The sequence below is a fragment of the Vibrio sp. vnigr-6D03 genome, from assembly GCF_002835515.1.
GTDB classification, from domain to species: Bacteria; Pseudomonadota; Gammaproteobacteria; order Enterobacterales; family Vibrionaceae; genus Vibrio; species Vibrio penaeicida.
This window is the reverse complement of sequence record NZ_PIZL01000016.1, coordinates 139,784-160,572: the sequence shown is the minus strand read 5'-3', so window position 1 is coordinate 160,572 and position 20,789 is coordinate 139,784. Positions and strand designations below refer to the sequence as shown.

At 45.4% G+C, this 20,789-nt stretch carries 16 protein-coding genes; 8 read left to right on the top strand and 8 right to left on the bottom strand.

Going from position 1 to position 20,789, the window contains the following annotated elements; genetic code table 11:
• Nucleotides 1-2: 2 nt before the first annotated feature.
• On the top strand, nt 3-5,426 hold the full coding sequence (locus CW749_RS13745; protein WP_101112705.1) for an NPCBM/NEW2 domain-containing protein: 5,424 nt from the start codon (nt 3-5) through the stop codon (nt 5,424-5,426).
• 138 nt (nt 5,427-5,564) lie between these two features.
• Here CW749_RS13745 and CW749_RS13740 read toward each other — a convergent pair whose 3' ends face one another.
• Entirely contained in the window at nt 5,565-8,342 is a 2,778-nt protein-coding gene (locus CW749_RS13740) for an insulinase family protein (RefSeq protein ID WP_101112703.1), read from the bottom strand.
• A gap of 232 nt (nt 8,343-8,574) precedes the next feature.
• Here CW749_RS13740 and sixA point away from each other — a divergent pair, with 232 nt between their 5' ends.
• The gene (gene sixA, locus CW749_RS13735) at nt 8,575-9,039 is read left to right on the top strand and encodes a phosphohistidine phosphatase SixA (RefSeq protein WP_101112701.1); all 465 of its coding nucleotides are present in this window, start codon (nt 8,575-8,577) and stop codon (nt 9,037-9,039) included.
• Between the two features lie 40 nt (nt 9,040-9,079).
• Here sixA and smrB read toward each other — a convergent pair whose 3' ends face one another.
• Nucleotides 9,080-9,610 (bottom strand): endonuclease SmrB, encoded by a 531-nt coding sequence (gene smrB / locus CW749_RS13730; RefSeq protein ID WP_101112699.1) that lies wholly within the window; start codon nt 9,608-9,610, stop codon nt 9,080-9,082.
• Between the two features lie 54 nt (nt 9,611-9,664).
• Between smrB and prmB the strand changes: the two genes are divergently transcribed.
• Both prmB and aroC read left to right on the top strand, forming a co-directional pair.
• The gene (gene prmB / locus CW749_RS13725) at nt 9,665-10,597 is read left to right on the top strand and encodes a 50S ribosomal protein L3 N(5)-glutamine methyltransferase (protein ID WP_101112698.1); all 933 of its coding nucleotides are present in this window, start codon (nt 9,665-9,667) and stop codon (nt 10,595-10,597) included.
• Between the two features lie 197 nt (nt 10,598-10,794).
• Entirely contained in the window at nt 10,795-11,880 is a 1,086-nt protein-coding gene (gene aroC / locus CW749_RS13720; RefSeq protein ID WP_101112696.1) for a chorismate synthase, read from the top strand.
• 83 nt (nt 11,881-11,963) lie between these two features.
• Here aroC and CW749_RS13715 read toward each other — a convergent pair whose 3' ends face one another.
• On the bottom strand, nt 11,964-12,875 hold the full coding sequence (locus CW749_RS13715) for a LysR family transcriptional regulator (protein WP_101112695.1): 912 nt from the start codon (nt 12,873-12,875) through the stop codon (nt 11,964-11,966).
• Nucleotides 12,876-12,980: 105 nt separating this feature from the next.
• Here CW749_RS13715 and CW749_RS13710 point away from each other — a divergent pair, with 105 nt between their 5' ends.
• The gene (locus CW749_RS13710) at nt 12,981-13,715 is read left to right on the top strand and encodes an SDR family oxidoreductase (RefSeq protein ID WP_101112693.1); all 735 of its coding nucleotides are present in this window, start codon (nt 12,981-12,983) and stop codon (nt 13,713-13,715) included.
• 55 nt (nt 13,716-13,770) lie between these two features.
• Here the strand turns inward: CW749_RS13710 and CW749_RS13705 are convergent, their stop codons facing one another.
• Complete coding sequence (locus CW749_RS13705) at nt 13,771-14,394, bottom strand: trimeric intracellular cation channel family protein (protein WP_101112691.1); 624 nt, start codon at nt 14,392-14,394, stop codon at nt 13,771-13,773.
• A 209-nt stretch (nt 14,395-14,603) separates the two neighbouring features.
• Here CW749_RS13705 and CW749_RS13700 point away from each other — a divergent pair, with 209 nt between their 5' ends.
• Both CW749_RS13700 and CW749_RS13695 read left to right on the top strand, forming a co-directional pair.
• Nucleotides 14,604-15,134: an elongation factor P hydroxylase gene (locus CW749_RS13700; RefSeq protein WP_101112689.1), complete on the top strand. Its 531-nt coding sequence runs from the start codon at nt 14,604-14,606 to the stop codon at nt 15,132-15,134.
• 20 nt (nt 15,135-15,154) lie between these two features.
• Nucleotides 15,155-15,424 (top strand): YfcL family protein, encoded by a 270-nt coding sequence (locus CW749_RS13695; RefSeq protein ID WP_101112687.1) that lies wholly within the window; start codon nt 15,155-15,157, stop codon nt 15,422-15,424.
• Nucleotides 15,425-15,432: 8 nt separating this feature from the next.
• Here the strand turns inward: CW749_RS13695 and CW749_RS13690 are convergent, their stop codons facing one another.
• The 3 genes from CW749_RS13690 to mnmC form a co-directional block, all read right to left on the bottom strand.
• Entirely contained in the window at nt 15,433-15,870 is a 438-nt protein-coding gene (locus CW749_RS13690; protein WP_201797009.1) for a GNAT family N-acetyltransferase, read from the bottom strand.
• A 45-nt stretch (nt 15,871-15,915) separates the two neighbouring features.
• Nucleotides 15,916-16,752, bottom strand: coding sequence for a phytanoyl-CoA dioxygenase family protein (locus tag CW749_RS13685; RefSeq protein WP_101112685.1), 837 nt, complete (start codon nt 16,750-16,752; stop codon nt 15,916-15,918).
• A gap of 142 nt (nt 16,753-16,894) precedes the next feature.
• Complete coding sequence (gene mnmC / locus CW749_RS13680; RefSeq protein WP_101112684.1) at nt 16,895-18,907, bottom strand: bifunctional tRNA (5-methylaminomethyl-2-thiouridine)(34)-methyltransferase MnmD/FAD-dependent 5-carboxymethylaminomethyl-2-thiouridine(34) oxidoreductase MnmC; 2,013 nt, start codon at nt 18,905-18,907, stop codon at nt 16,895-16,897.
• A gap of 125 nt (nt 18,908-19,032) precedes the next feature.
• Here mnmC and fabB point away from each other — a divergent pair, with 125 nt between their 5' ends.
• Nucleotides 19,033-20,244: a beta-ketoacyl-ACP synthase I gene (gene fabB / locus CW749_RS13675; protein ID WP_101112683.1), complete on the top strand. Its 1,212-nt coding sequence runs from the start codon at nt 19,033-19,035 to the stop codon at nt 20,242-20,244.
• Between the two features lie 135 nt (nt 20,245-20,379).
• On the opposite strand, the gene CW749_RS28195 is transcribed toward fabB, so the two are convergent.
• On the bottom strand, nt 20,380-20,709 hold the full coding sequence (locus tag CW749_RS28195) for a winged helix-turn-helix domain-containing protein (protein ID WP_126607029.1): 330 nt from the start codon (nt 20,707-20,709) through the stop codon (nt 20,380-20,382).
• Between the last annotated feature and the right edge of the window lie 80 nt (nt 20,710-20,789).

Below are 20,789 nucleotides of genomic sequence, written 5' to 3'. Positions count from 1 at the left end.
TCATGAAAACACAGGGACATTTAAAGCGTTTACTTATAGCTACAAAGCACGTTCAAAAAGGTGCAGTCGCAGCTTTGTCATCCTTTTTTATCTTAAACCCGGTTCAGGCAAATGGACCGGGTTTAGGCAATCCAAATTTTTCATCTAATGATGTCTATACACATGTATCGCCGTTAATTGATGATACGACGGGGTTTATCCCACCTGATTATCCTGGTCGGGCTCATTATGGGCTCAATATGTTAACGATGGTCAATGGGTATGCGGTTGGCGTGTTTGCGCCAGATCATGGTCAAGATCCGGGAGGGTGGATTGCCCTTGATGTTTCTGACCCAATAAATCCCGTTAAGGTTAAACAAGTTTACGAGCCTGATGGTACAAATATTCATCGCACAGGCGACGCCCTTCGAACCCAAGATTTTACAGAAGCTCATTCTTTAGGTTTGTCTGAAGGCAACCTTATCGTCACTCACAATTCCCGCAGTATTGAAATCTGGGATTGGTCAGATGTAAATAATCCTGTGCGGCGCTCGAAGTTAACATTCCCAGATATCATATTGGGCGGATACAGCAATATACCTTGGAATGTTTTCTGGCAAGCGCCTTACCTTTATGTCGCTCGAGGAACTTCGGGTATCTCCATTGTTGATACAACGGACGTTGATAACCCTATTTTGGTAAAAACGATCCCGCGTTCTGAATTAGGCGGCTTTGTTGTCGGCTCTGTACTGGCGTTAGGTAATGAACTGCATTTGGCGAGCCGTGAAGACCGAGGCGGTTTTTCAATTCTTAATATTGATGATCCACTTAACCCGGAACTAACGAAGGTCGTAAACAATCTTCCTTATAACTTCTACATCAGTTGTTGGGATGGGAAATACGCGAATTTTGGGCCACGATCTTCCGCGAACAATTTAGTGACGTACGATACCACGACCACGCCAATGACTTTGGTTAATGAGCATGAAGGAGAATACGTCAATCTGTATTGTAACGGGCAAGACAATAAATTGTTTCTTGGGAACCAAGAAGATGTTGCTGTCATTGATGTTTCAGACAAACAGAATTTTGTCGATTTAGGTAAAGGCAGTTTAAATGCGAGCGGAAGTGACACGGATCATGGCCAAGTTTTCCCTTTTGGTAACATGGTGTGGGTAGGGAATGATCACGGGAGCGGAAGCGGATTTTTGGCTCACAACGAGGGAAGGGATTTAACGCCGCCTCAAATAATTAGAACGTTACCAGCACACGACGACACCAATGTATCTCCCACCACCCGCATTGGGCTAGCGCTTTCAGACAGCGTTTTGATGGACTCTGTGACTGATTTAACCTTTCAAGTTATTCCGGCAGGCTCAGTGACACCTATTGATGGCACGTACAGCGTCAATTTGGGTTTTGTGCATTTTTCGCCAAGCGCACCGCTGGGAGGGAATCAAATCTATCAAGTCGTTGTAAATGGTATTAAAGACTTTACCGGTAATGCTATGCCTGAAGTTCGCTATAGCTTCTCCACAGGTAATGTGGCATCGCACGATGTGACTGTTTCTTTTCCTAATACTGTCGAAGTAGGTGGTTACGTAAATGCGGCTGCCAATGCCAGTCCGATTTTTGGAGGCACCTTAGAATATTCGTGGAATTTGGGCGACGGAACCCCTCCAACGCCATTCAGTTCAAGCAACACAATTTCTCATCAGTATGATAAAGCCGGGCATTGGTCTCCAATTGTCACTGTACGGGAAAGTGGTTTTACTTCGAGCGAAAGTGAAAGTTTAACGGTTCATTACCCCATATCGGCAAATCCCCCGAGTCATTCATCGACCATTGTGGGTTCTGCAAATCGTGTTTTCGTAGTAAACCCTGATAACGACACTGTATCCGCGGTTTCGGCTGTTGCGCCTTTTCAAAAACTCTGGGAAAGAGCGGTAATGCAAGGGCCAAAATCGCTCGCTACTGCGCCAAATGGCAATATATGGGTTGTGAGTGAAAAGAGCGATACGGTTCATATTTTGTCGGCTGCTAATGGCTCCGTCTTAGACATCATACGGCTGACCCGCGGTGCTCGCCCTAATGGAATAGCGTTTACGCCGGATGGGACGAGTGCGTTAGTTTCTCTCTATGGCTTAGGGGAGCTCATTAAAATTGATCCTAATACTCAAAATGTTATTGGTCGAATTGATATCGGTCACTCGGCTCGTGGCATTGCGATAACATCTGATTCAAATAAGGCTCTGGTTACTCGATTTATATCTCTTCAAGAGAAGGCTGACGTTGCCGAAATTGATGTCAATTCGATGACTTTGGTTCAGAACATCTCGTTAAACAAAGATACCTCTACGATTGATGGACCCGACCGTAGCCGCGGAATTGCCAACTATCTTAACAGCGTAACAATATCACCAGACGAGAAATACGCTTGGCTTCCATCTAACAAGGCGAACGTAGACAGAGGGACATTTAAGGAGTCCGACCCAAATAAAGGGTTAACGTTCGAAACCACAGTACGGGCAATCGTTTCCCAAATTGACATGGCGACGCTGAATGAGGTGCCAGCTAGACAACTTGATATCGACAATAACGCACAACCAAAGGCAGCTGTTTTCAGCCCGCAGGGTGATTATTCTTATGTTGCAATGGAAGGGCGAAGCAACGTAGAAGTGTTGGATGCATACACGGGAGACGTTGTATCTCAACTGGGCGGTCATGGTCTCGCACCGAATGGTTTGGTGAGAGTAGGCAATTATCTTTTTGTTCATAATTTCTTATCTCGTTCGGTTTCTGTTTGGGATGTCAATGCGTTAGAGACCGTTCAAGGTGATGCGCGACATATCGCGGAGGTTGATGTGGTTGCGACGGAGAAATTGTCGCCGAGGATCTTAGCAGGGAAACAATTGTTCCACGATGCAGCGAACCCACGAATGAATAAGGATGGGTACTTGTCATGTGCAAGTTGTCATGCGGATGGTGGTTCAGATGGTCGAAATTGGGACTTTACTGATCGAGGGGAAGGTGTTCGTAATACTATTCCGTTGACAGGACGGGCAGGGATGAACCATGGCAATGTTCATTGGACTGCTAATTTTGATGAAATTCAGGACTTTGAGAACGACATTCGTTTTGCATTTGAAGGGCGTGGGTTTATTCCTGATGCGCTATTTGAGGACGTTAAGAACCCTCTAGGTCTTGCCAAATCTGGTATCAGTACTGACTTAGATAACTTAGCAATTTATGTTTCAAGCTTAACAACATTTAATAAAAGCCCCTATCGAAATGCCGATGGAACTCTTACTGCAAGTGCACAGACTGGGCGATCTCTCTTCGTAAGCAAAAGCTGTGGTACCTGTCATTCTGGGAGCAACTTTACAGACAATAAACGCCATGATGTGGGAACCATCGACACATCGTCTGGAACGGGAATTGGGTCGCCACTCGCAGGGGTTGGGTTTGATACGCCAACACTTCTTGGGCTTGTAGATTCAGCGCCGTACTTCCATAACGGTAAAGCGGAAAGTCTAGATGACGTACTTCAGAGCACCGGCGTGCACTATATCGGTAACAATACAGAGCGTGCTCACCTAGTCTCTTACTTGAAGCAGATAGAGTATGAAGGCTTAACCGTTGTTCCTTCCATTGATAACGATTTTGACTACGCCAGTGATCTACCTATTACATCCTCAAGTAACGGGTGGGGACCGGTTGAAATTGATCAAAGTGTCGGAGGTCAGGCAAGTAATGATGGAGGAAAACTTAGCGTTGGCGGTGTCACATTTGATAAAGGATTTGGTACGCATGCTAACTCGGAAATTGTCTTAGATATTTCCGGTAAGCCTTACGACCAATTCAGTAGTTTTATTGGAATCGATGGCGGTGCGGGCTCGGCAGGTTCGGTGGTATTCGAAGTGTGGGTCGACGGTGTGCTCAAATACAGAAGTCATGTTCTAAGAGGTGGGGATCCTATTGAGTTTGTTGTTATTCCCCTTTCTGTCACAGCCGAAGAAATTAAGCTGATTGCAACGGATGCCGGTGATGGCATCGGGTATGATCACGCGAATTGGGCGGATGTAAAACTGCGATTGAATTCTCCTTCTTATGTTTTCGCAAGCGACTTAAATGAGCAAAGTGCCACAAATGGGTGGGGTCCACTAGAGAAAGACATGAGTGTCGGTTGGACGGAACTCGGAGACGGAGATGTTTTGTCTGTCGGTGGAACACGCTATGCAAGAGGGCTAGGAGCTCATGCGAATTCATCGATTGTGTATGACATTTCAGACTACGACTTTGAAGAGTTCAGCGCTGTTATTGGTATCGATGATAAGGCCGGTAATCGAGGCAGCGTCATCTACAAGGTGTACGTCGATGGTGTATTGAGCTACGAAAGCGGCGTAGTTAGAGGGAGCGATGAGAGTATCCAAATCAGTATTCCTCTAAGTAGTTCGCATAATGAAGTGCGTCTTGAAGCAACGGATGCTGGTGATGGTAACGGATATGATCACGCGAACTGGGCCGACGCTAAGTTTCGAGTTCGACAGGTAAGGCATGTTTATGCCAGTGATCTTCAAGCGGCGGAATCAACAAACGGTTGGGGACCTGTAGAAAAGGACATGAATGTTGGTCAGCAAGCGCTGGGTGATGGTCAGCCTATGTACATCGACGGTGAGTACTTTGCCAAAGGGTTGGGAGCACACGCAAACTCCCGAATAACCTACGATCTTACCAGTCAGCCTTTTAGCGCATTTTCCGCAACGGTCGGTGTTGATGATGGAACGGGTAATGCTGGAACTGTTGTGTTTAAGGTGCTTGTTGATGGGAATGTTAGGTTTGATAGTGGACTCGTGAGAGGAAGTGACGAAAGCCTTGAGGTATTTGTTCCAATTGGCGACCAAGATACAAATATAGAGCTTATAGTGGAAGATGGTGGCGATGGAAATGGCTACGACTGGGCGGATTGGGGTAATGCCAAGTTTGTTCTTAGTGACCGAACTTACAGCTACGCGAGCGATTTAGTGGAAGTTTCTTCCACAAATGGATGGGGACCAATAGAAAAAGACATGAATGTAGGTCAACAAGCGCAAGGAGACGGTCAGCCAATATCCGTCGGTGGAAAGCAATATCCAAAAGGGCTTGGCTTACATGCAGAGTCTGAAGTGGTTTACAGTCTGACGGGGGCAAACTTTGATAGATTCAGTGCGGTCGTAGGCGTGGATGATGGGACTGGCACGGGAGGCTCTGTTATTTTCCAAGTGTTTGTCGATGATGAATTGCGCTATCAAAGTGCACTTCTTACTGGCGGAAGCGCGCCTGAGAACGTCGACATCCCGATTAACCCTGAAAACAGTGTCATCCGTTTAGTTTCCGGTTCGGGAGGTGATGGCATTGGCTACGATTGGGCGGATTGGGCCGATGCAAAATTCCGTCATGCGCAGTAAAGCCAACAAGAGTACTCGTCTGATTTACATGCTTGGTAGGTGAATTTTGGTAATTAGACGATTTTGGGACCGCAAGGGCGCGGTCCCCTTTTTATTTTGTGAACTAAATGTTTTGCGAACTAAATTTCGTTAAGTGAGCTAACCCAGCTCCACGTCTTTTGGTCTCAACTGGAATTCTTCCACAGAGCCAATTTCTAACCCTTCATTCAAACAAGGATCATCTTGGTGTTCATTGCCTTTGCTGTGCATAATCAAGCGGTTCGCGGTGCGAGGTTTCAATACGCTGACGACGAAGCGAATCATTTCACTGCGAGTCAGTGTTTTTAGCTCTTCGAGTACTTTGTCTCTTTGATTGAATTGGTGATCTTTGTTACCAATCGCTACCCATAAACGCTGAGCTCGACCTCTTAAATTGTTATCAGGTGTTGCGATTTGGCTCCAGAGCCCTTTCTTACTGCTTTGCCATTGGTATTCGTTAAGCTCAAGCAGCACCATGTAAAACGCATTTAAGAATTCATCTATTGCAGAAAGCAAATCAATCGGTGCAGCATTGGGCGATTGTACGTACAGGACTAAGCCGGGATGGCGGTTTAGGGGCAAATTCCCCGTTCCTACCATATAACCAAGCTGTTGCTTCGTCCGAATTTCGTGGAAGAAAGTCGCCGACATCAAATGATTGGCTAAGGAATACAGTGCAATACTTCTCGGGTCAATTTCTGGCGATTGGTAGTAAATAACAATCGCAGAATCCGCTTGGTTGCACTGAACCTCACGCTGAAATGTGCCATTACTTCCTAGCATGACAAGAGGGCGCAATGACTCTTCGTAGCGTTGGTCTTTTACACGCAGTGCATTTTTGATGGTCTCGGCAAGTTCAATCGACTGAGATTGATTCCAGTCGCCATAGACAAACAATTCAACATGCAGTTCGTTCAAAATGGTGTCGACAAATGCTGGCAACTCGTCCATTTCAATGGATTCTAACGCCTCAATTAGCTCCGGATAAGGGGGGTTATTGGGTTGCAGAAGTCCGGTCATCGCATTAAATAACTGAGAAACAGGGCGATCTTTTGCGGCGTTTTTCCAATTGCGCAGCATTTGTTGTTTGATGGTATCGAAACGGCTAGAACGGAAATCTCGGTTTGCGAAACGGGTTAAAATAACACTGAGTAACTGAGGCTGCTTCTGGCTAAAACCACTGAGCGTTAACGTTACACCACCCTGATGCGCGTACATGTTGTAGCCCATGCCTGCTATTTCAGCTTGGTATGTTTCTTTTACTAAAGCGTCGAGGAACAGCTCAACGCATAACCGTGTTTGAACAATTTTTCGTGGGGTAGACACGGCATGAGGGCTATCAATGGCAAGATAGAGTACCCCTTTAGGGACTCTAAAATCTTTCTCTTGAAGGTGCCACAAACGGAAACCGGGGAGATCTTGTATCAATTTGGGTTTGGTTTCATTACCTTCCAACGCTTGTGGTGTCAGGTCATAGCATATGTATGGGTTGACTTCAGGCAGTGTTAGTTCAGGGTTAAGAGCAACTTCTTTCCAGCAGCTGGTTTGCTCATCTGTAAAGCGTTTCACAGAATAGGGTGTGTCATACCATTTTGCGACTTTGTTGCATTCCACACCTTTGGCGATCAACGTCAATCGCATATTGTCTACCGTGAAATATTCGGCAACCTTGCCAAGCAAAGCGGTATCAAAATGTGCCATTTTGTAATCACCATACACCACGTCTTCTTCAGGGTAGTGGTGAAGGTTCATGACTAGGTGACTGACTAAATCGAGCGGTCTAGCCGCTTCTTGAAACTGAAATGCCGACTCTAGTACGGCTTGTTTTTCTTTATAACGCCATTCATCAAAACCAGAATCAATAATTAGCTTTATGTACGCAAATGTGGCTTCAACAATATCATCGACGTGATCTAAACCTTCCTGAGTTAAGGTGCAACTTACGGAGAACTCGCGGAAATTACTGCCGCTCATTCCGCCGCCTGCAGCCAATCCATTAACCCAGCCAAGTTCTTTGAGATAAAGCATTAAGCTGCCTTCCCCTTCATAACCCAACAGATGGGCAAAATAGGAAAGAGGTTTAGATGCGTAATGCTCGTCCATGCACGGCAAAGTGAAAGCGAGCACTAACTTACGAGAATCCTTCTCAGGTTCGACTTGGACATAACACGAGGGTAATTCAGGGTTAGTGAGCGGAACCGTCACCTTCTTGCCAAACAAATGGCGGTTTTGAATAGGGGAGAACAAGTCTTCAACCCATCGCTCTAATTCATCCAACTCTTGTGGGCCGACTACGGCAAGCGTCATCAAATCGGCAGAGTAGTGCGTGCCATAAAATTCGATGATTTCATCGCGAATAGAACTTCCTTCTCTATCAGACAAGGTTTCAATGTTACCAACCGAAAACTTGGAAAAAGGATGTTCCGGGTTGACCACTTCTTTGTGTACTTGAAATAGCCGACGCATATCGTCTTTTAGCTTTAAGCGGTATTCGGACTCGACTGCCTGGCGCTCTTTTTCCAGTGCATCAGGGTTAAATAGAGGAGCAATGAAGAACTGGCTGAATCGTTTTAAACTGCGCTCAAATGCATTCGGTGATACATCGAAAAAGTAACAAGTGTGTTCAGTTCCCGTCCATGCGTTATTATTTCCGCCATGTTGGCTAATAAAAGCTTGAAATTCGCCTGTCTTCGGGTATTTTTCTGTGCCCAAAAACAGCATATGCTCAAGATAATGAGCCAGACCTTCTCTGTCGGAAGGATCGTCGAAATGCCCTACATTGACAGCTAGAGCGGCTGCCGATTTTTGAGCATGTTCATCGCGGACAATGAGAACTCTTAAGCCGTTGTTTAATTTAATATAACGATATTGGTTACTGTCGTTGGGGCTCAGGTACACAAGTGTGTCTCCGTTATAGCTATTGAGTTAATTATGACTGCCTAAATGCGTGCTGCAAACCAAAAGCTGTCATTTTTTAATAGATTGTTAACGAAGTCAGAGTCTTTGGGCATTGACTTGATATAATTAAAGAGCAGTCCGATTCAATTCATTGATGCGTACTGCCCCGTAGATCGAAACAAAAACAAAGAAGCCGATAAAAGTGGTTCGGCATACAAACGGGTACAACCGAATGAAAATATTTATTATGCGTCACGGAGAGGCAGAAACGTTTGCCAACAGTGATGCTGAAAGAGCCCTGACTTCTCGTGGAGTCAATCAATCTGTTTTGGTCGCTAAGGCTTGTGCCGAGCAGGGTGAAGCAGAATTTAGTAAAGTCTTGGTTAGCCCTTATTTGCGTGCTCAGCAAACATGGAACGCCATCAAACAATATCTAACCACATCCGATCAAGAAACGAGTGACGACATTACGCCTTATGGCAAATCAGATGATGTCTTCGAGTACATTTGCGCTGCCGCACAAGTGCAGAATCTTGAATCCGTTTTGTTAGTGTCACATTTACCGCTGGTCGGTTACCTAACGGCTGAGTTCGTGTCTGACATGACACCGCCTATGTTTCCAACGTCGGGTTTAGTGTGCATTGATTTTGATTTAGAAAAGAGAAAGGGTGAAATGCTTTGGCATATCCACCCTTAAATTTTTTTGAAGCGACTTAACTTGAGATCGGGATAAACGGTTATTTATCCGGAATACTGAGTAAGACTAACAGTGCGCCATCGCCGCCAAATTCCAATGGAGCTTGGTGGTATGCCATTACATCTGGGTGTTGTGCCAGCCAGACAGGCACTTTTTGCTTCAATATATGCTTACCAATTCCGTGCATGACACAAGCACAATGCACGCTTTCCTTTATACAATGAGAAATCATTGCGCCCAGCTCGCGTTTGGCTTCTTGTTGAGTCATACCATGCATATCCAAATATACATCCGGCACATAGACGCCGCGTCGTAATCTTTTCACCTCAAACTTCGATACATCAGAACGCGCATAACGAGTCGGCCCATCTTCATCTAGGTGAGGGATAAACTCATCCGAGAAGAAAAATTCATTATCGGATGCTTCTCGCTTTACTCTTACGGCTTCTTTCTGTTTTGAGTTTCTGTTTGGTTGCTGGACTATGGTATCCTGTTGCAACTTTTTTACGCCCTTTACTGCGTCTCGAAACAGGTCAAAGCCGTCATCCTTATCGTTGTCGTTCTGGCTCATGAGATTCTTAAAAATTTGAAATATGCAGTATTGTAGCGCTTTTCGGAGGCAAATTTGGATAAGATTTTTGTAGATGAAGCGGTTTCTGAACTTCATTCGCTTCAAGATATGATTCGTTGGACAGTCAGTCGCTTTAACGCCGCCGGTCTTTTTTATGGTCACGGCACTGATAACGCTTGGGATGAAGCGGTTCAACTGATATTACCGACACTCTACTTGCCAATCGATGTGCCTTCTCATGTACTGAATTCCCGTTTAACCAGCAGCGAACGATTACGTATTGTAGAGCGAGTGGTAAAACGCATTAATGATCGAACGCCAACCGCTTACTTAACCAATAAAGCTTGGTTCTGCGGGTTGGAGTTCTTTGTTGATGAGCGTGTATTAGTGCCTCGTTCTCCTATTGGTGAGTTGATTGAAGCTCAGTTCCAACCTTGGTTGGTGGAAGAGCCAACACGCATTATGGATTTGTGCACGGGTAGCGGATGCATTGCGATTGCTTGTGCTCATGCATTCCCTGATGCGGAAGTGGATGCGATTGATATCTCTTCTGATGCGTTAGAAGTCGCAGAGCAAAATGTTCAAGACCATGGAATGGAACAGCAGGTTTTCCCAATCCGCTCTGACTTATTCCGTGACCTACCAAAAGACAAATACAACCTGATTGTTTCGAATCCTCCTTATGTGGATGAAGAAGACATGAATAGCTTGCCTGAAGAGTTTACTCACGAGCCGGAGCTTGGCTTGGCAGCAGGAACGGATGGGTTGAAGTTAGTTCGCCGGATTCTAGCGAATGCGCCAGATTACCTAACCGACGACGGCATTCTGATTTGTGAAGTTGGTAATTCCATGATTCACATGATAAACCAGTATCCAGATATGCCATTCACATGGATTGATTTTGAAAATGGTGGTCATGGCGTATTTATGATCACCCGAGCACAAATGCTAGAGCATGCAGAAGAGTTCGCTATCTATAAAGATTAGTCGCAACGGTTAACTTATTGATTTAATCTTAAAAACGCCAGTTTGATACTGGCGTTTTTTTTATTTTTTCTAACAAGGGGTTTACAACGCCTGCCTATAAAGCGACTATGAAATCACGAAAAATGACAGGTTTGAACGAAAGACAGGGATGAAGCCTTTAAAAAGAGGTGAAATGTCTTTCAAAACAGAGGAAGTAAATGGCAGGAAACAGCATTGGACAACATTTTCGTGTAACGACATTCGGTGAAAGCCATGGTTTGGCACTGGGTTGTGTCATCGACGGATGCCCTCCGGGTCTAGAGCTAAGTGAAGCCGACCTGCAGGTGGATTTAGATCGTCGCCGTCCTGGCACGTCTCGCTATACCACGCAAAGACGTGAACCGGATGAAGTGAAAATTTTGTCGGGCGTATTTGAAGGTCAAACAACGGGCACATCCATTGGCTTGTTGATTGAAAATACTGACCAGCGCTCAAAAGATTACTCCGAAATCAAAGACAAGTTCCGCCCGGGGCACGCCGACTATACTTACCACCAAAAGTACGGTGTTCGCGATTACAGAGGCGGAGGTCGTTCCTCTGCTCGTGAAACTGCGATGCGTGTTGCGGCGGGTGCTGTGGCTAAAAAATACCTTAAGAAAGAGTTTGGTGTTGAAGTCCGTGCCTACCTTTCTCAAATGGGTGATGTGAAGATCGATAAGGTTGATTGGAACGAAATTGAAAACAATCCATTCTTCTGCCCTGACGTCGATAAGATTGAAGAGTTTGATCAACTGATCCGTGACCTCAAGAAAGAGGGCGATTCAATTGGTGCTAAGATCCAAGTGATTGCAACGCAAGTGCCTGTTGGGTTAGGTGAGCCAATATTTGATCGCTTAGACGCCGATATCGCTCATGCATTGATGAGCATTAACGCTGTAAAAGGCGTTGAAATTGGTGATGGGTTCGAGGTAGTAAACCAGAAAGGCAGCGAACACCGTGATCCACTTACACCGGAAGGGTTTTCCAGTAATCATGCTGGTGGCATTTTAGGTGGGATTTCGACAGGGCAAGATGTGGTTGCGAATATTGCACTTAAGCCGACATCAAGCATTACTGTTCCGGGTGAAACCATTACTCGGAAAGGTGAGCCTACTCAACTGATTACTAAGGGGCGTCATGACCCTTGTGTTGGTATCCGTGCCGTACCTATTGCAGAAGCTATGTTAGCCATCGTTTTGCTGGACCACTTGCTTCGTCATCGTGGGCAAAACCACGGGGTGACAACGGAAACGCCTCAGATTTAGTCGCTAATGGTGACCTAGTCTAATATAGGTTGATATTTGATTAGTTAAAGCGCTCTGATGAGCGCTTTTTTATTGTCTGAATTTTACTGAAAATGCGACGGCAGTATATTCGCCAGTTCTTCCCAAATAACTTTAGCGGCTTTAGAACGAGTGGCTCTGCCCAAACACAATAGTTGAACGGGCTGAGTACAGGTAACATTGAATGGCTCCAAAATTTGGATCAGTTCTCCCGTACTCATTTCATTTCGAATTAGATTGGGGTCAACCATCGTGATGCCTAACCCCGATTTCACCATATCAATCAGCGCTCGGGCATCATCACAAATCAGAGTTTCGTGAATCTGAATAGGGTGTGTGCTCCCCTCCGAATTCTGAAAGTGCCAGTAGCTGTGGTTGCTACTTTTACTCTTAAACACTAAGCACTGGTGTACATCCAGCTCTTCAGGGGAAGAAGGCGTTCCATGAGTAAGTAAATAGTCTGGACTGGCTACGCAAACTAAACTCTTATCACCGATTTTCCTTGCCAGCATAGGAGAGTCTGGCAGGTTGCCAACACGAATAGCAATGTCTACCCGTTCCTCAACCAAATCAACATAGCTGTCGTTAAAGCTCAGCTCAAGAGTTACTTTGGGGTACTTCTCTCTGAGCAATTTTATGTGCGGAAGAAGGTATTGATGACCAATTAAGGTTGAGCAACTTACTTTTACTTTCCCGACAGGCGCTTCTTGAAAATCAGACACAAACTCTTCTATGTCATTGAGAATGTTCGGTAACCCTTCAGACAACTTCAGTAGCTTGTTTCCACTCTCGGTCAGCACGAGTTTGCGGGTGGTTCTTTGAATTAACCGTTGTTCAACTAACGACTCTAGCTGCGAGATCTTTTTACTGACTGATGATCTCGGCAGGTTAAGATCATTGGCGGCACCTTGAAAGCTGCCTTTTATGGCGACCAAGCGAAAAATGGGAAGATAGGGAAGCAGTTTGTGTGTATTCATTTATTGGTATCCAAATGGAAACAAAATGATGAGTAATTGGTATCTAATCATGCTTATTACCATGGGGTAGTCTGAGTTTGTGTTCAACCGCAAGGAAAGAAAATCATGAGCTCAAACACAATTTTGATTACAGGTGCAACGGCTGGCATTGGTTTAGCAACGGCAAAATCGTTAAGTGAAAAGGGTCATCGCTTGGTCGTGACAGGGAGAAACTCAGAGAAACTGGAAGCGACAGTGAAATGCTTACAAGGAGAAGTAATTCCAGTTTTATGTGACAGCGAGAAGATGTCGGATATTCAAACTCTAGGGGAAAAGCTAAAGACGGATAACATACGCTTAGATGGCGTGGTGCTAAATGCTGGGGTGTATTTTCCAAACGAATTGGAGACAACAACGTTAGAAGCCTTTGAGCTAACGATGGATGTTAATTTCAAGGCACCATACTTTACTCTTCAGGCATTGTTGCCTGTTCTAAATAACCCCACAAGCGTTGTTATGGTGTCGAGCCTTGTAGTGAAAAAGGCATTCCCCAGTTCGTCTTTGTATTCGGCGAGCAAAGCCGCATTAGAAGGTGTTGTTGGGTGCTTGAATGTGGATCTCGCGGAGAAGGGGATTCGTATTAACAGTGTTAGACCGGGTGTAACCGCAACAGAAATTCAAGGAAAAGCGGGTATGAATGATGAAGCATTCGAAGGGCTTAAATCGCTTATGAATACAACGCCTCTTGGGCGTATTCTTGAAACCAGTGACATTGTTCCTGCCATTGAGTATTTGCTCTCTCCTGTATCTGAAGGCATGCGAGGTGGGAGTTTGGATGTGGATGCGGGGCATGCACTATAACGCGATTTCTCTGGCGTGCCATACGCCAGAGATAATTGATTGATATCACAATGCTTTAGTGCAGGGGCTCTTCGGTTTCCAATTGGAAGGAGGGCAGTTTCCATTTGAACCTTACGGCAGCCATTCTTAACAAATAACCCGCGATTAATGTTGCAATGGTGCTTGTGACTTCGTTGATACCAAAATACATCAGCGTCAAATAGAGCACTGAGGCAAGCAGGGCGACAGATGCGTAAAGTTCCTCATGCAAAACGAGAGGAGATTGGCGGCAGATCAAATCCCGAAGTAAGCCACCAAATACCCCTGTCACTACCGCAGATACGATACAAATAATGGGGTGCAATCCCATATTCAGCGCAACTTTTGTCCCGATGATACTGAAAACGATCAAGCCAAGAGCATCTAATCTTATGAACAGCCCTTTTAGTTTGATTACCCACTTTGCAATGCCTGTTGTAACAACACCAGCAACGCATGTAATCACCAGAAACTGAGGGTTTTCAACCCAAGTAAGGGGGTAATGTCCAAGCAAAATATCGCGCACAGTCCCACCGCCAATAGCGGTTGCACTCGCAACAAACATAACACCGAACCAATCCATGTTCTTTCGACCAGCACTGAGTGCGCCAGTCATCGCTTCCGCTGTGATACCTAAAACATAGAGCGTGCTTAAAAGCATGGTTCCAGATCCAGCAAGTAGAGGAAAAAAGAGCGGCAATTCTAGTGCGAAATGGCGGAGCTGGCGAGTAAAAATTAGTATGGCATGTGGTTATTTGGATTAGAAAACCTAATGTTGGAGACATGATATGAGGGCAGGACGTAAATTGGGTTTACAAATGAGAAAATCCAAGGAAAATATGCGCTAGAAAGTGACAACATCAAAGCCTTATGTCTCATCAATACACAGATCTTATCGATATATTTAATCGCACCTTCTATGAAGACTTTAATACCAGGTTGGAACTAGGAGGAGATGAACCTATTTACCTGCCTGCAGATCAAGTAAAAGACTACCACCGAATAGTATTTGCACGCGGCTTTTACGCCTCTGCAATGCATGAAATTGCTCATTGGATGGTGGCAGGGCCTGAACGCCGGCTTAAAGAAGATTTTGGATATTGGTATGAGCCCGATGGTCGAACTGAAGCAGTACAAGCAGAGTTTGAACGAGTCGAACTTCGCCCTCAAGCGTATGAGTGGATTTTGTCGAAAAGCGCAGGCTTTCCTTTTACGGTCAGTTGTGACAATCTACACGGCGATTTTGAGCCAGATAGACTGAGCTTTATGAGCACAGTGCATAAAGAGGTTTTAGAGATCCTCGAAAATGGGCTATCACCCCGAATGAGAAGCCTATCTGACGCACTGCGCCACTTCTATAAAACCGATTCTCTTCACCCTGACCAGTTTCAAGTGAAGTAACAGTGAAATAAGAGACCAGAATGATCCTAGAGTACGAAGAAAAAATGCTGGAATTGATTGATTCCAAAGTAGAAACCGCATCAGACGATGAGCTATTTGCTGGTGGCTACTTAAGAGGTCATATTTCATTGTCTGCAGCAGCATGTGAAGCTGCAGGGGAAACGGAAATTACGGATCTTAAAGTCCGAATCGAAGAAAGCTTAGAGGGAGCAAAATCTGAACTGACTCCTGCAGATCGCATTATTGTCAGTGAGCTTTGGCATCAGCTACATAAGTTACTGCTGAATTAGACCTCGCGTTATTCAGAATATTTTTCAAAAACGCATTGAGTTTTACAGGTCGTAAATCCTACATTTTCGTAAAACTGGTGCGTTTCCTTTCTCGTTTCACTGCACCTTACTCGCCACTTTCCAGAATGGCTAGACATCGCATGATCAACGAGTAACTTTCCTATGCCTAATCGCCTCGCTGACGGACATACTACCATTCCTCCGATTTTATAAAAGCTCTCGGACGCCAGCCTCAAAGCATGAAAACAATGAAGCCAACCAACCATGTCCTTCTTTTGCTCTGAGTTTGCTGATTCTACTACGTATACCCAATGGTCACTGCTTTCAATGAGTTTGTTAAGCCGTAAACGTGCTGCGCTTTGGCTGGAATCTTTGTATTGTAGATGTTCAGAAAGTGGCATGATGGCATCCACGTCATCAGCTCTCGCTTCTCGTATTGTGAGCAATGATTTTTCCTTGTTTGAGTGAAGCTTTACTGTTTCCACAAAATATTAATCGAATCCGCGCAGAGGTAGCAGAATGGTTTGCAGCCAGTTCTCTTTGGCGTAGTGAGTACTCCCATCCGTGACATGCAAAGTAAAAGCCTGCCTCGATTTTGCAGAGCGGTTAGGCGCACTGTAATGGGGAAGCAGCCCTTGAAAAATAACTAAGCTACCCGCTTTGACTTCCACAGGAATACCGCTTTTTTCAGTTGGCCATGGCGTATCGTCAAGCTTAACCATTTCGATGTTATCCCCATCTCGATTAAACCGTTCTCGAAGAGGTCCTGTATGCCCGTTTGGTTCTACCCACAAACAGCCGTTTTCCAAGGTGGCATCCTCTATGGCGAACCAATAGGTAACAACGCTTTGCGGTGTGGTGAAGAAAAACGTGGCATCTTGGTGCCAATTCACGACACCACCAATTTTGGGTTGCTTGAAAATGTACATGGATTGACGTATTTCAGGTTCATCTACACCGATATCATTGGCTATGTCTCCAAGAACTGGTAGATGGCTGAACTCACGAAATACAGGGTCGAGTTCATGTAAGGCATGACCGATTTTATTGATGCACAAAGATTTTTGCTCAATCAGTTGACCGTTCTTATCGAACGCTTCCTCTTCAAAGAAGCAACGAACTTTTTCCGCCGAATCGAGAAAATAGCTGTCCCCCGTTCGATCATTGTCATTGGTAGTGAATATAGAAGTGGTGATATCTGGTTTCCATTCGTCAACAATCTTCGCCGCTCGCTGCTTCAATTCGTTCAACGTTTCTACGGGAATCATTTGATCAAGAACCAAATAGCCCTGCTCGTGATACTGCAAAACTTGTTGCTGACTTAGCATGGGTAAACTCTAAAATTTCGCCTGTTTGACGTCTAATATAGGGGGTAGGTGGTTAATTGTAAAAGAAATGTTAACTTATGTGTGATGTTGATGGGCAATAAAATAAGGCGCTTAAAGCGCCTTATTTTCGATTACGGGAGGATTACAATCCCGTAATGGTTTTTCCCTTACGCAACCTTCTAACCCACATTCGAGAGGGATGCAGTTCATTTAACGTATCCACAGCGTATGGCATGGGGTCTTGGCAAATTTGAGAAGCCAATAGTTCACCTAATAACGGGGCGGAGCTTAACCCTCTGGAGCCTAAACCAACCATACAATAGAGGTCGGAATACACGGGGAGGTCAATGACATCTGCTTCGATTTGATCGCGCAGATGCGCATATTCGGTCACGATTCTATCGTAGCGACCAACGGGACCGACAAAGGGTAAGTGGTCCCGTGAAACGCAGCGAATGCCTTGGCGTGAATCACCCTTGGAGACGTCGACATCTTTAGTCCAAGCTTGATTAGGTACGCAGTTACCCAGCTTTTCTGCATTCTCATTCTGTGCGATTTGATCAAATTCCTTGTCTATGTTTTCTCGGTCATAACTCGCACCAATGCAGTGCTGCATATTGTTTGGGTTATGCGGTGTCATATATCCGTCGTAGCAAAGAACCGTTTTGAGCTTCTGAAGGTTTTCCGTTGTCGGTATGTGGCTAACTTGCCCTTTTACAGGTGAGGCTGGGATTGTTTTTGATTGCTCGAACTGGCTGAATAAGTGCCCATTTGCAATAACGGTAACTTGATGAGTGAATGTCCCTTGCTCTGATAGTAGGCTCCAACCCCCATCTACTTCCTCGACACTTTGGATTTCTGTGTCATACATACAGGTTAGGTGACCGCTTTCTTCTAGTTCTCTAAGGATTTCATTTGTGAGCTGTTGAGGGCACAACCAACCTCCTAACGGGTAGTGAACACTTTCCATATCAAAAGTCAGCCCCGTTTTTTCGCATGTCTGGTTTTTATCTAATTTTTGAACCAACTGCTTTGCGAAATCACCCTGCAGCATTTTGCTGAGTTTAGCTTCTGCTTTTTCATTCCATGCCAATTGGGTAACGCCGCACCATTCATGATCAAACTGAAGCGTTGCACTCATTTGCTCCACAAACTGCCTGGCGTACAAAAAGGCAGGAGCGAAAACACGGGAAACGCCTGAGTGAGTACCATTGAGTAACGGGTAGACCGCACCTTGGCGGTTTCCAGACGCTTGCTGTGCAGGTGACGAATCTTTGCAATACAGTGTGGTTTTGATGCCACGACGCGCTAAGCTTTTCGCCAAAGTAGCGCTGGCAATACCACCGCCAATAATGGCGACGTCTTGCACATTGCAGGTCCCCGAGCGATGAAACCATGGCTTAATGTTGGTTGTTGGCACCTTTTGCTCAATGGTGCCCACAATCATGTCGCGCTTGGTTCCAAAGCCTTTGACCTTCTTCATAGAGAATCCGGCTTCAAGCAGCCCACGACGCACAAACCCAGCAGCCGTGAAGGTGGCACAGGTACAATCTTGTTTCGCTAGCTTGGCCATGCCGTTAAACAGGTCTTGATTCCACATCTCGGGGTTTTTACTGGGTGCAAACCCATCAAGAAACCATGCATCAACTAAGCCTGTTTTAGGTGTTGGTACACTAGGCATGCAGTCTTTAATATCGCCAAACCACAAATCCAGTGTTACAGCACCATCTGCAAGCACAATTCTGTGGCAGTCTGGCACGGCTATTGGGTAGTGCCTTTGAAGCTGCTCGGCGTATTCTGCAAGTTCTGGCCAAGATTGATGCGCTTTTTTGAGGTCGTCTTGCGTTACAGGAAACTTTTCGAAGCTGATAAAATGCAGCTCTTTCAGTGGCGCATTCGGATTGGTTTTTCTGAAAGCATCAAACCATTGCCACAGAGCCAAAAAGTTTAAGCCAGTGCCAAAGCCCGTTTCAGCGACAACAAATCGTCTATCGGAGTATTCGTTCCAACGTTCAGGCAATCGATTTTGTGACAAGAAGACATAACGAGTTTCTTCCAGCCCGTTTACATTAGAAAAATAAACATCATCGAATTGATCAGACACAGGGGTTCCGGCTTCATTCCAGCCTAGAACTGCGTTCTTAATGGTCGTCATAGTGGTATGATCTTGGGTAAATGTGCGAGACTATCGCGGATTGTACGTATTTCTGGGAAAGCTGACCACTTTTGTGTGGCAACTTGGTTATTATTCTACGGATTTTTGAATTATAGGAATGTCTCATGAAACGAGCCGTAATCACCGGTATGGGTATTGTTTCCAGTATCGGTAACAACGTCGAAGAAGTATTAGCGTCATTGAAAGCGGGTAAATCAGGCATCAACGCATCTGAGCAGTTCAAAGAAAAAGGGCTGCGTTCACAGGTGTGGGGTGATCTGAAAATTAACCCTGCTGAGCACATCGACCGCAAAAAAATGCGTTTTATGGGTGATGCTGCTGCTTACGCATACCTTTCGATGGAACAGGCTATTGCTGATGCAGGTTTAACTGAAGAGCAGGTTTCTAACGATCGCACAGGTATCGTTGCAGGTTCAGGTGGTGCTTCCTCTCTGAACCAAGCTGTGGCAGTGGATACGCTACGTGAAAAAGGCGTGAAGCGTATTGGCCCTTACATGGTACCTCGTACTATGTCTTCAACTGTGTCTGCTTGTTTGGCGACGCCATTCAAGATTCGCGGTGTGAACTACTCAATGAGCTCAGCTTGTGCAACTTCTGCACACTGTATTGGGCACGCTGTTGAGTTGATTCAACTTGGCAAACAAGACGTCGTATTCGCAGGCGGTGGTGAAGAGCTAGATTGGACTCTCACTATGATGTTTGATGCGATGGGCGCACTTTCAACGAAATACAACGACACACCTGAAAAAGCATCACGTACCTATGATGCGGATCGTGATGGTTTCATCATCTCTGGTGGTGGCGGTATGTTGGTTATCGAAGAGCTAGAACATGCACTTGCTCGTGGCGCAACAATCTACGGTGAAGTTGTCGGTTACGGTGCAACGTCTGACGGCTTCGACATGGTTGCTCCGTCTGGTGAAGGCGCAATCCGCTGTATGAAGATGGCAATGCAAGATGTCGATGGCGTTGATTACATCAACACACACGGTACTTCAACGCCAGTAGGCGACGTGAAAGAGCTAGGTGCTATCCAAGAAGTCTTTGGTGGCAACAGCCCAGCGATTTCAGCGACTAAGGCGATGACTGGTCACGCTTTGGGTGCAGCGGGTGTACACGAAGCGATCTACTCCACGCTAATGCTTCACCACAACTTTGTTGCACCTAGTATTAACGTTGACAACTTAGATGAAGCTGCAGAAGGTCTAGACATCGTGACTGAGACGCGTGAGCAAGAGCTGACAACCGTGATGTCTAACAGCTTTGGCTTCGGCGGTACCAACGCGACTTTGGTAATGAAAAAATACCAAGGCTAAACAGCGACAATATTATTGAAAGTTTCCAGAGCTGATCAGCCTAGCTGATCACACAGACGCGGAAAGTTCCCCAAGGAGAGCGGGGTTCAGTCCTTTTGTTCTGGATTTTACCGGTCTCATCTGAGACCGGTTTTTTTATTCTGGTTCTCTTACCAACATGTAACCTTTCCCTCGCGACGTAACGATGTATTGAGGCATTTTGGGGTTGTCATCAATCTTTCTTCTCAATCGCCCAATCAACATGTCTACAGACCGGCTAGACATTGGGTGGCGCTTCTTTCCTAATGCCAAAGAAAGTTCTTCTCTAGAAGAGTATTTACCCTTGTTACCGATTAAATGAAGAAGCAGCATATGTTCTCCGTCGGTAAGGCTTTTATTGATGTCTTGAGTTTTGAGTTCACGCGTTTCTAAGTGAAGAGAGTATTTTCCGAAGCTGACATGGCTTTCAGAATGAAGGTGAGGCATGTGCTTTCGTTGGGATACGTTAATAATCCGGAGAGTCAGCTCTTCTGCGGTATATGGAGGAACTAGAAAATCATCAGCAC

Coding starts and splice junctions, on each gene's coding strand:
- CW749_RS13685 (WP_101112685.1), bottom strand. CDS start 16,752: ATGCTAAGTCAGCAACAAGTTTTGCAGTATCACGAGCAGGGCTATTTG.
- sixA (WP_101112701.1), top strand. CDS start 8,575: ATGAAAATATTTATTATGCGTCACGGAGAGGCAGAAACGTTTGCCAAC.
- CW749_RS13715 (WP_101112695.1), bottom strand. CDS start 12,875: ATGAATACACACAAACTGCTTCCCTATCTTCCCATTTTTCGCTTGGTC.
- CW749_RS13695 (WP_101112687.1), top strand. CDS start 15,155: ATGATCCTAGAGTACGAAGAAAAAATGCTGGAATTGATTGATTCCAAA.
- CW749_RS13700 (WP_101112689.1), top strand. CDS start 14,604: ATGTCTCATCAATACACAGATCTTATCGATATATTTAATCGCACCTTC.
- CW749_RS28195 (WP_126607029.1), bottom strand. CDS start 20,709: ATGCCTCACCTTCATTCTGAAAGCCATGTCAGCTTCGGAAAATACTCT.
- aroC (WP_101112696.1), top strand. CDS start 10,795: ATGGCAGGAAACAGCATTGGACAACATTTTCGTGTAACGACATTCGGT.
- CW749_RS13710 (WP_101112693.1), top strand. CDS start 12,981: ATGAGCTCAAACACAATTTTGATTACAGGTGCAACGGCTGGCATTGGT.
- CW749_RS13745 (WP_101112705.1), top strand. CDS start 3: ATGAAAACACAGGGACATTTAAAGCGTTTACTTATAGCTACAAAGCAC.
- mnmC (WP_101112684.1), bottom strand. CDS start 18,907: ATGACGACCATTAAGAACGCAGTTCTAGGCTGGAATGAAGCCGGAACC.
- fabB (WP_101112683.1), top strand. CDS start 19,033: ATGAAACGAGCCGTAATCACCGGTATGGGTATTGTTTCCAGTATCGGT.
- CW749_RS13705 (WP_101112691.1), bottom strand. CDS start 14,394: ATGCTTTTAAGCACGCTCTATGTTTTAGGTATCACAGCGGAAGCGATG.
- smrB (WP_101112699.1), bottom strand. CDS start 9,610: ATGAGCCAGAACGACAACGATAAGGATGACGGCTTTGACCTGTTTCGA.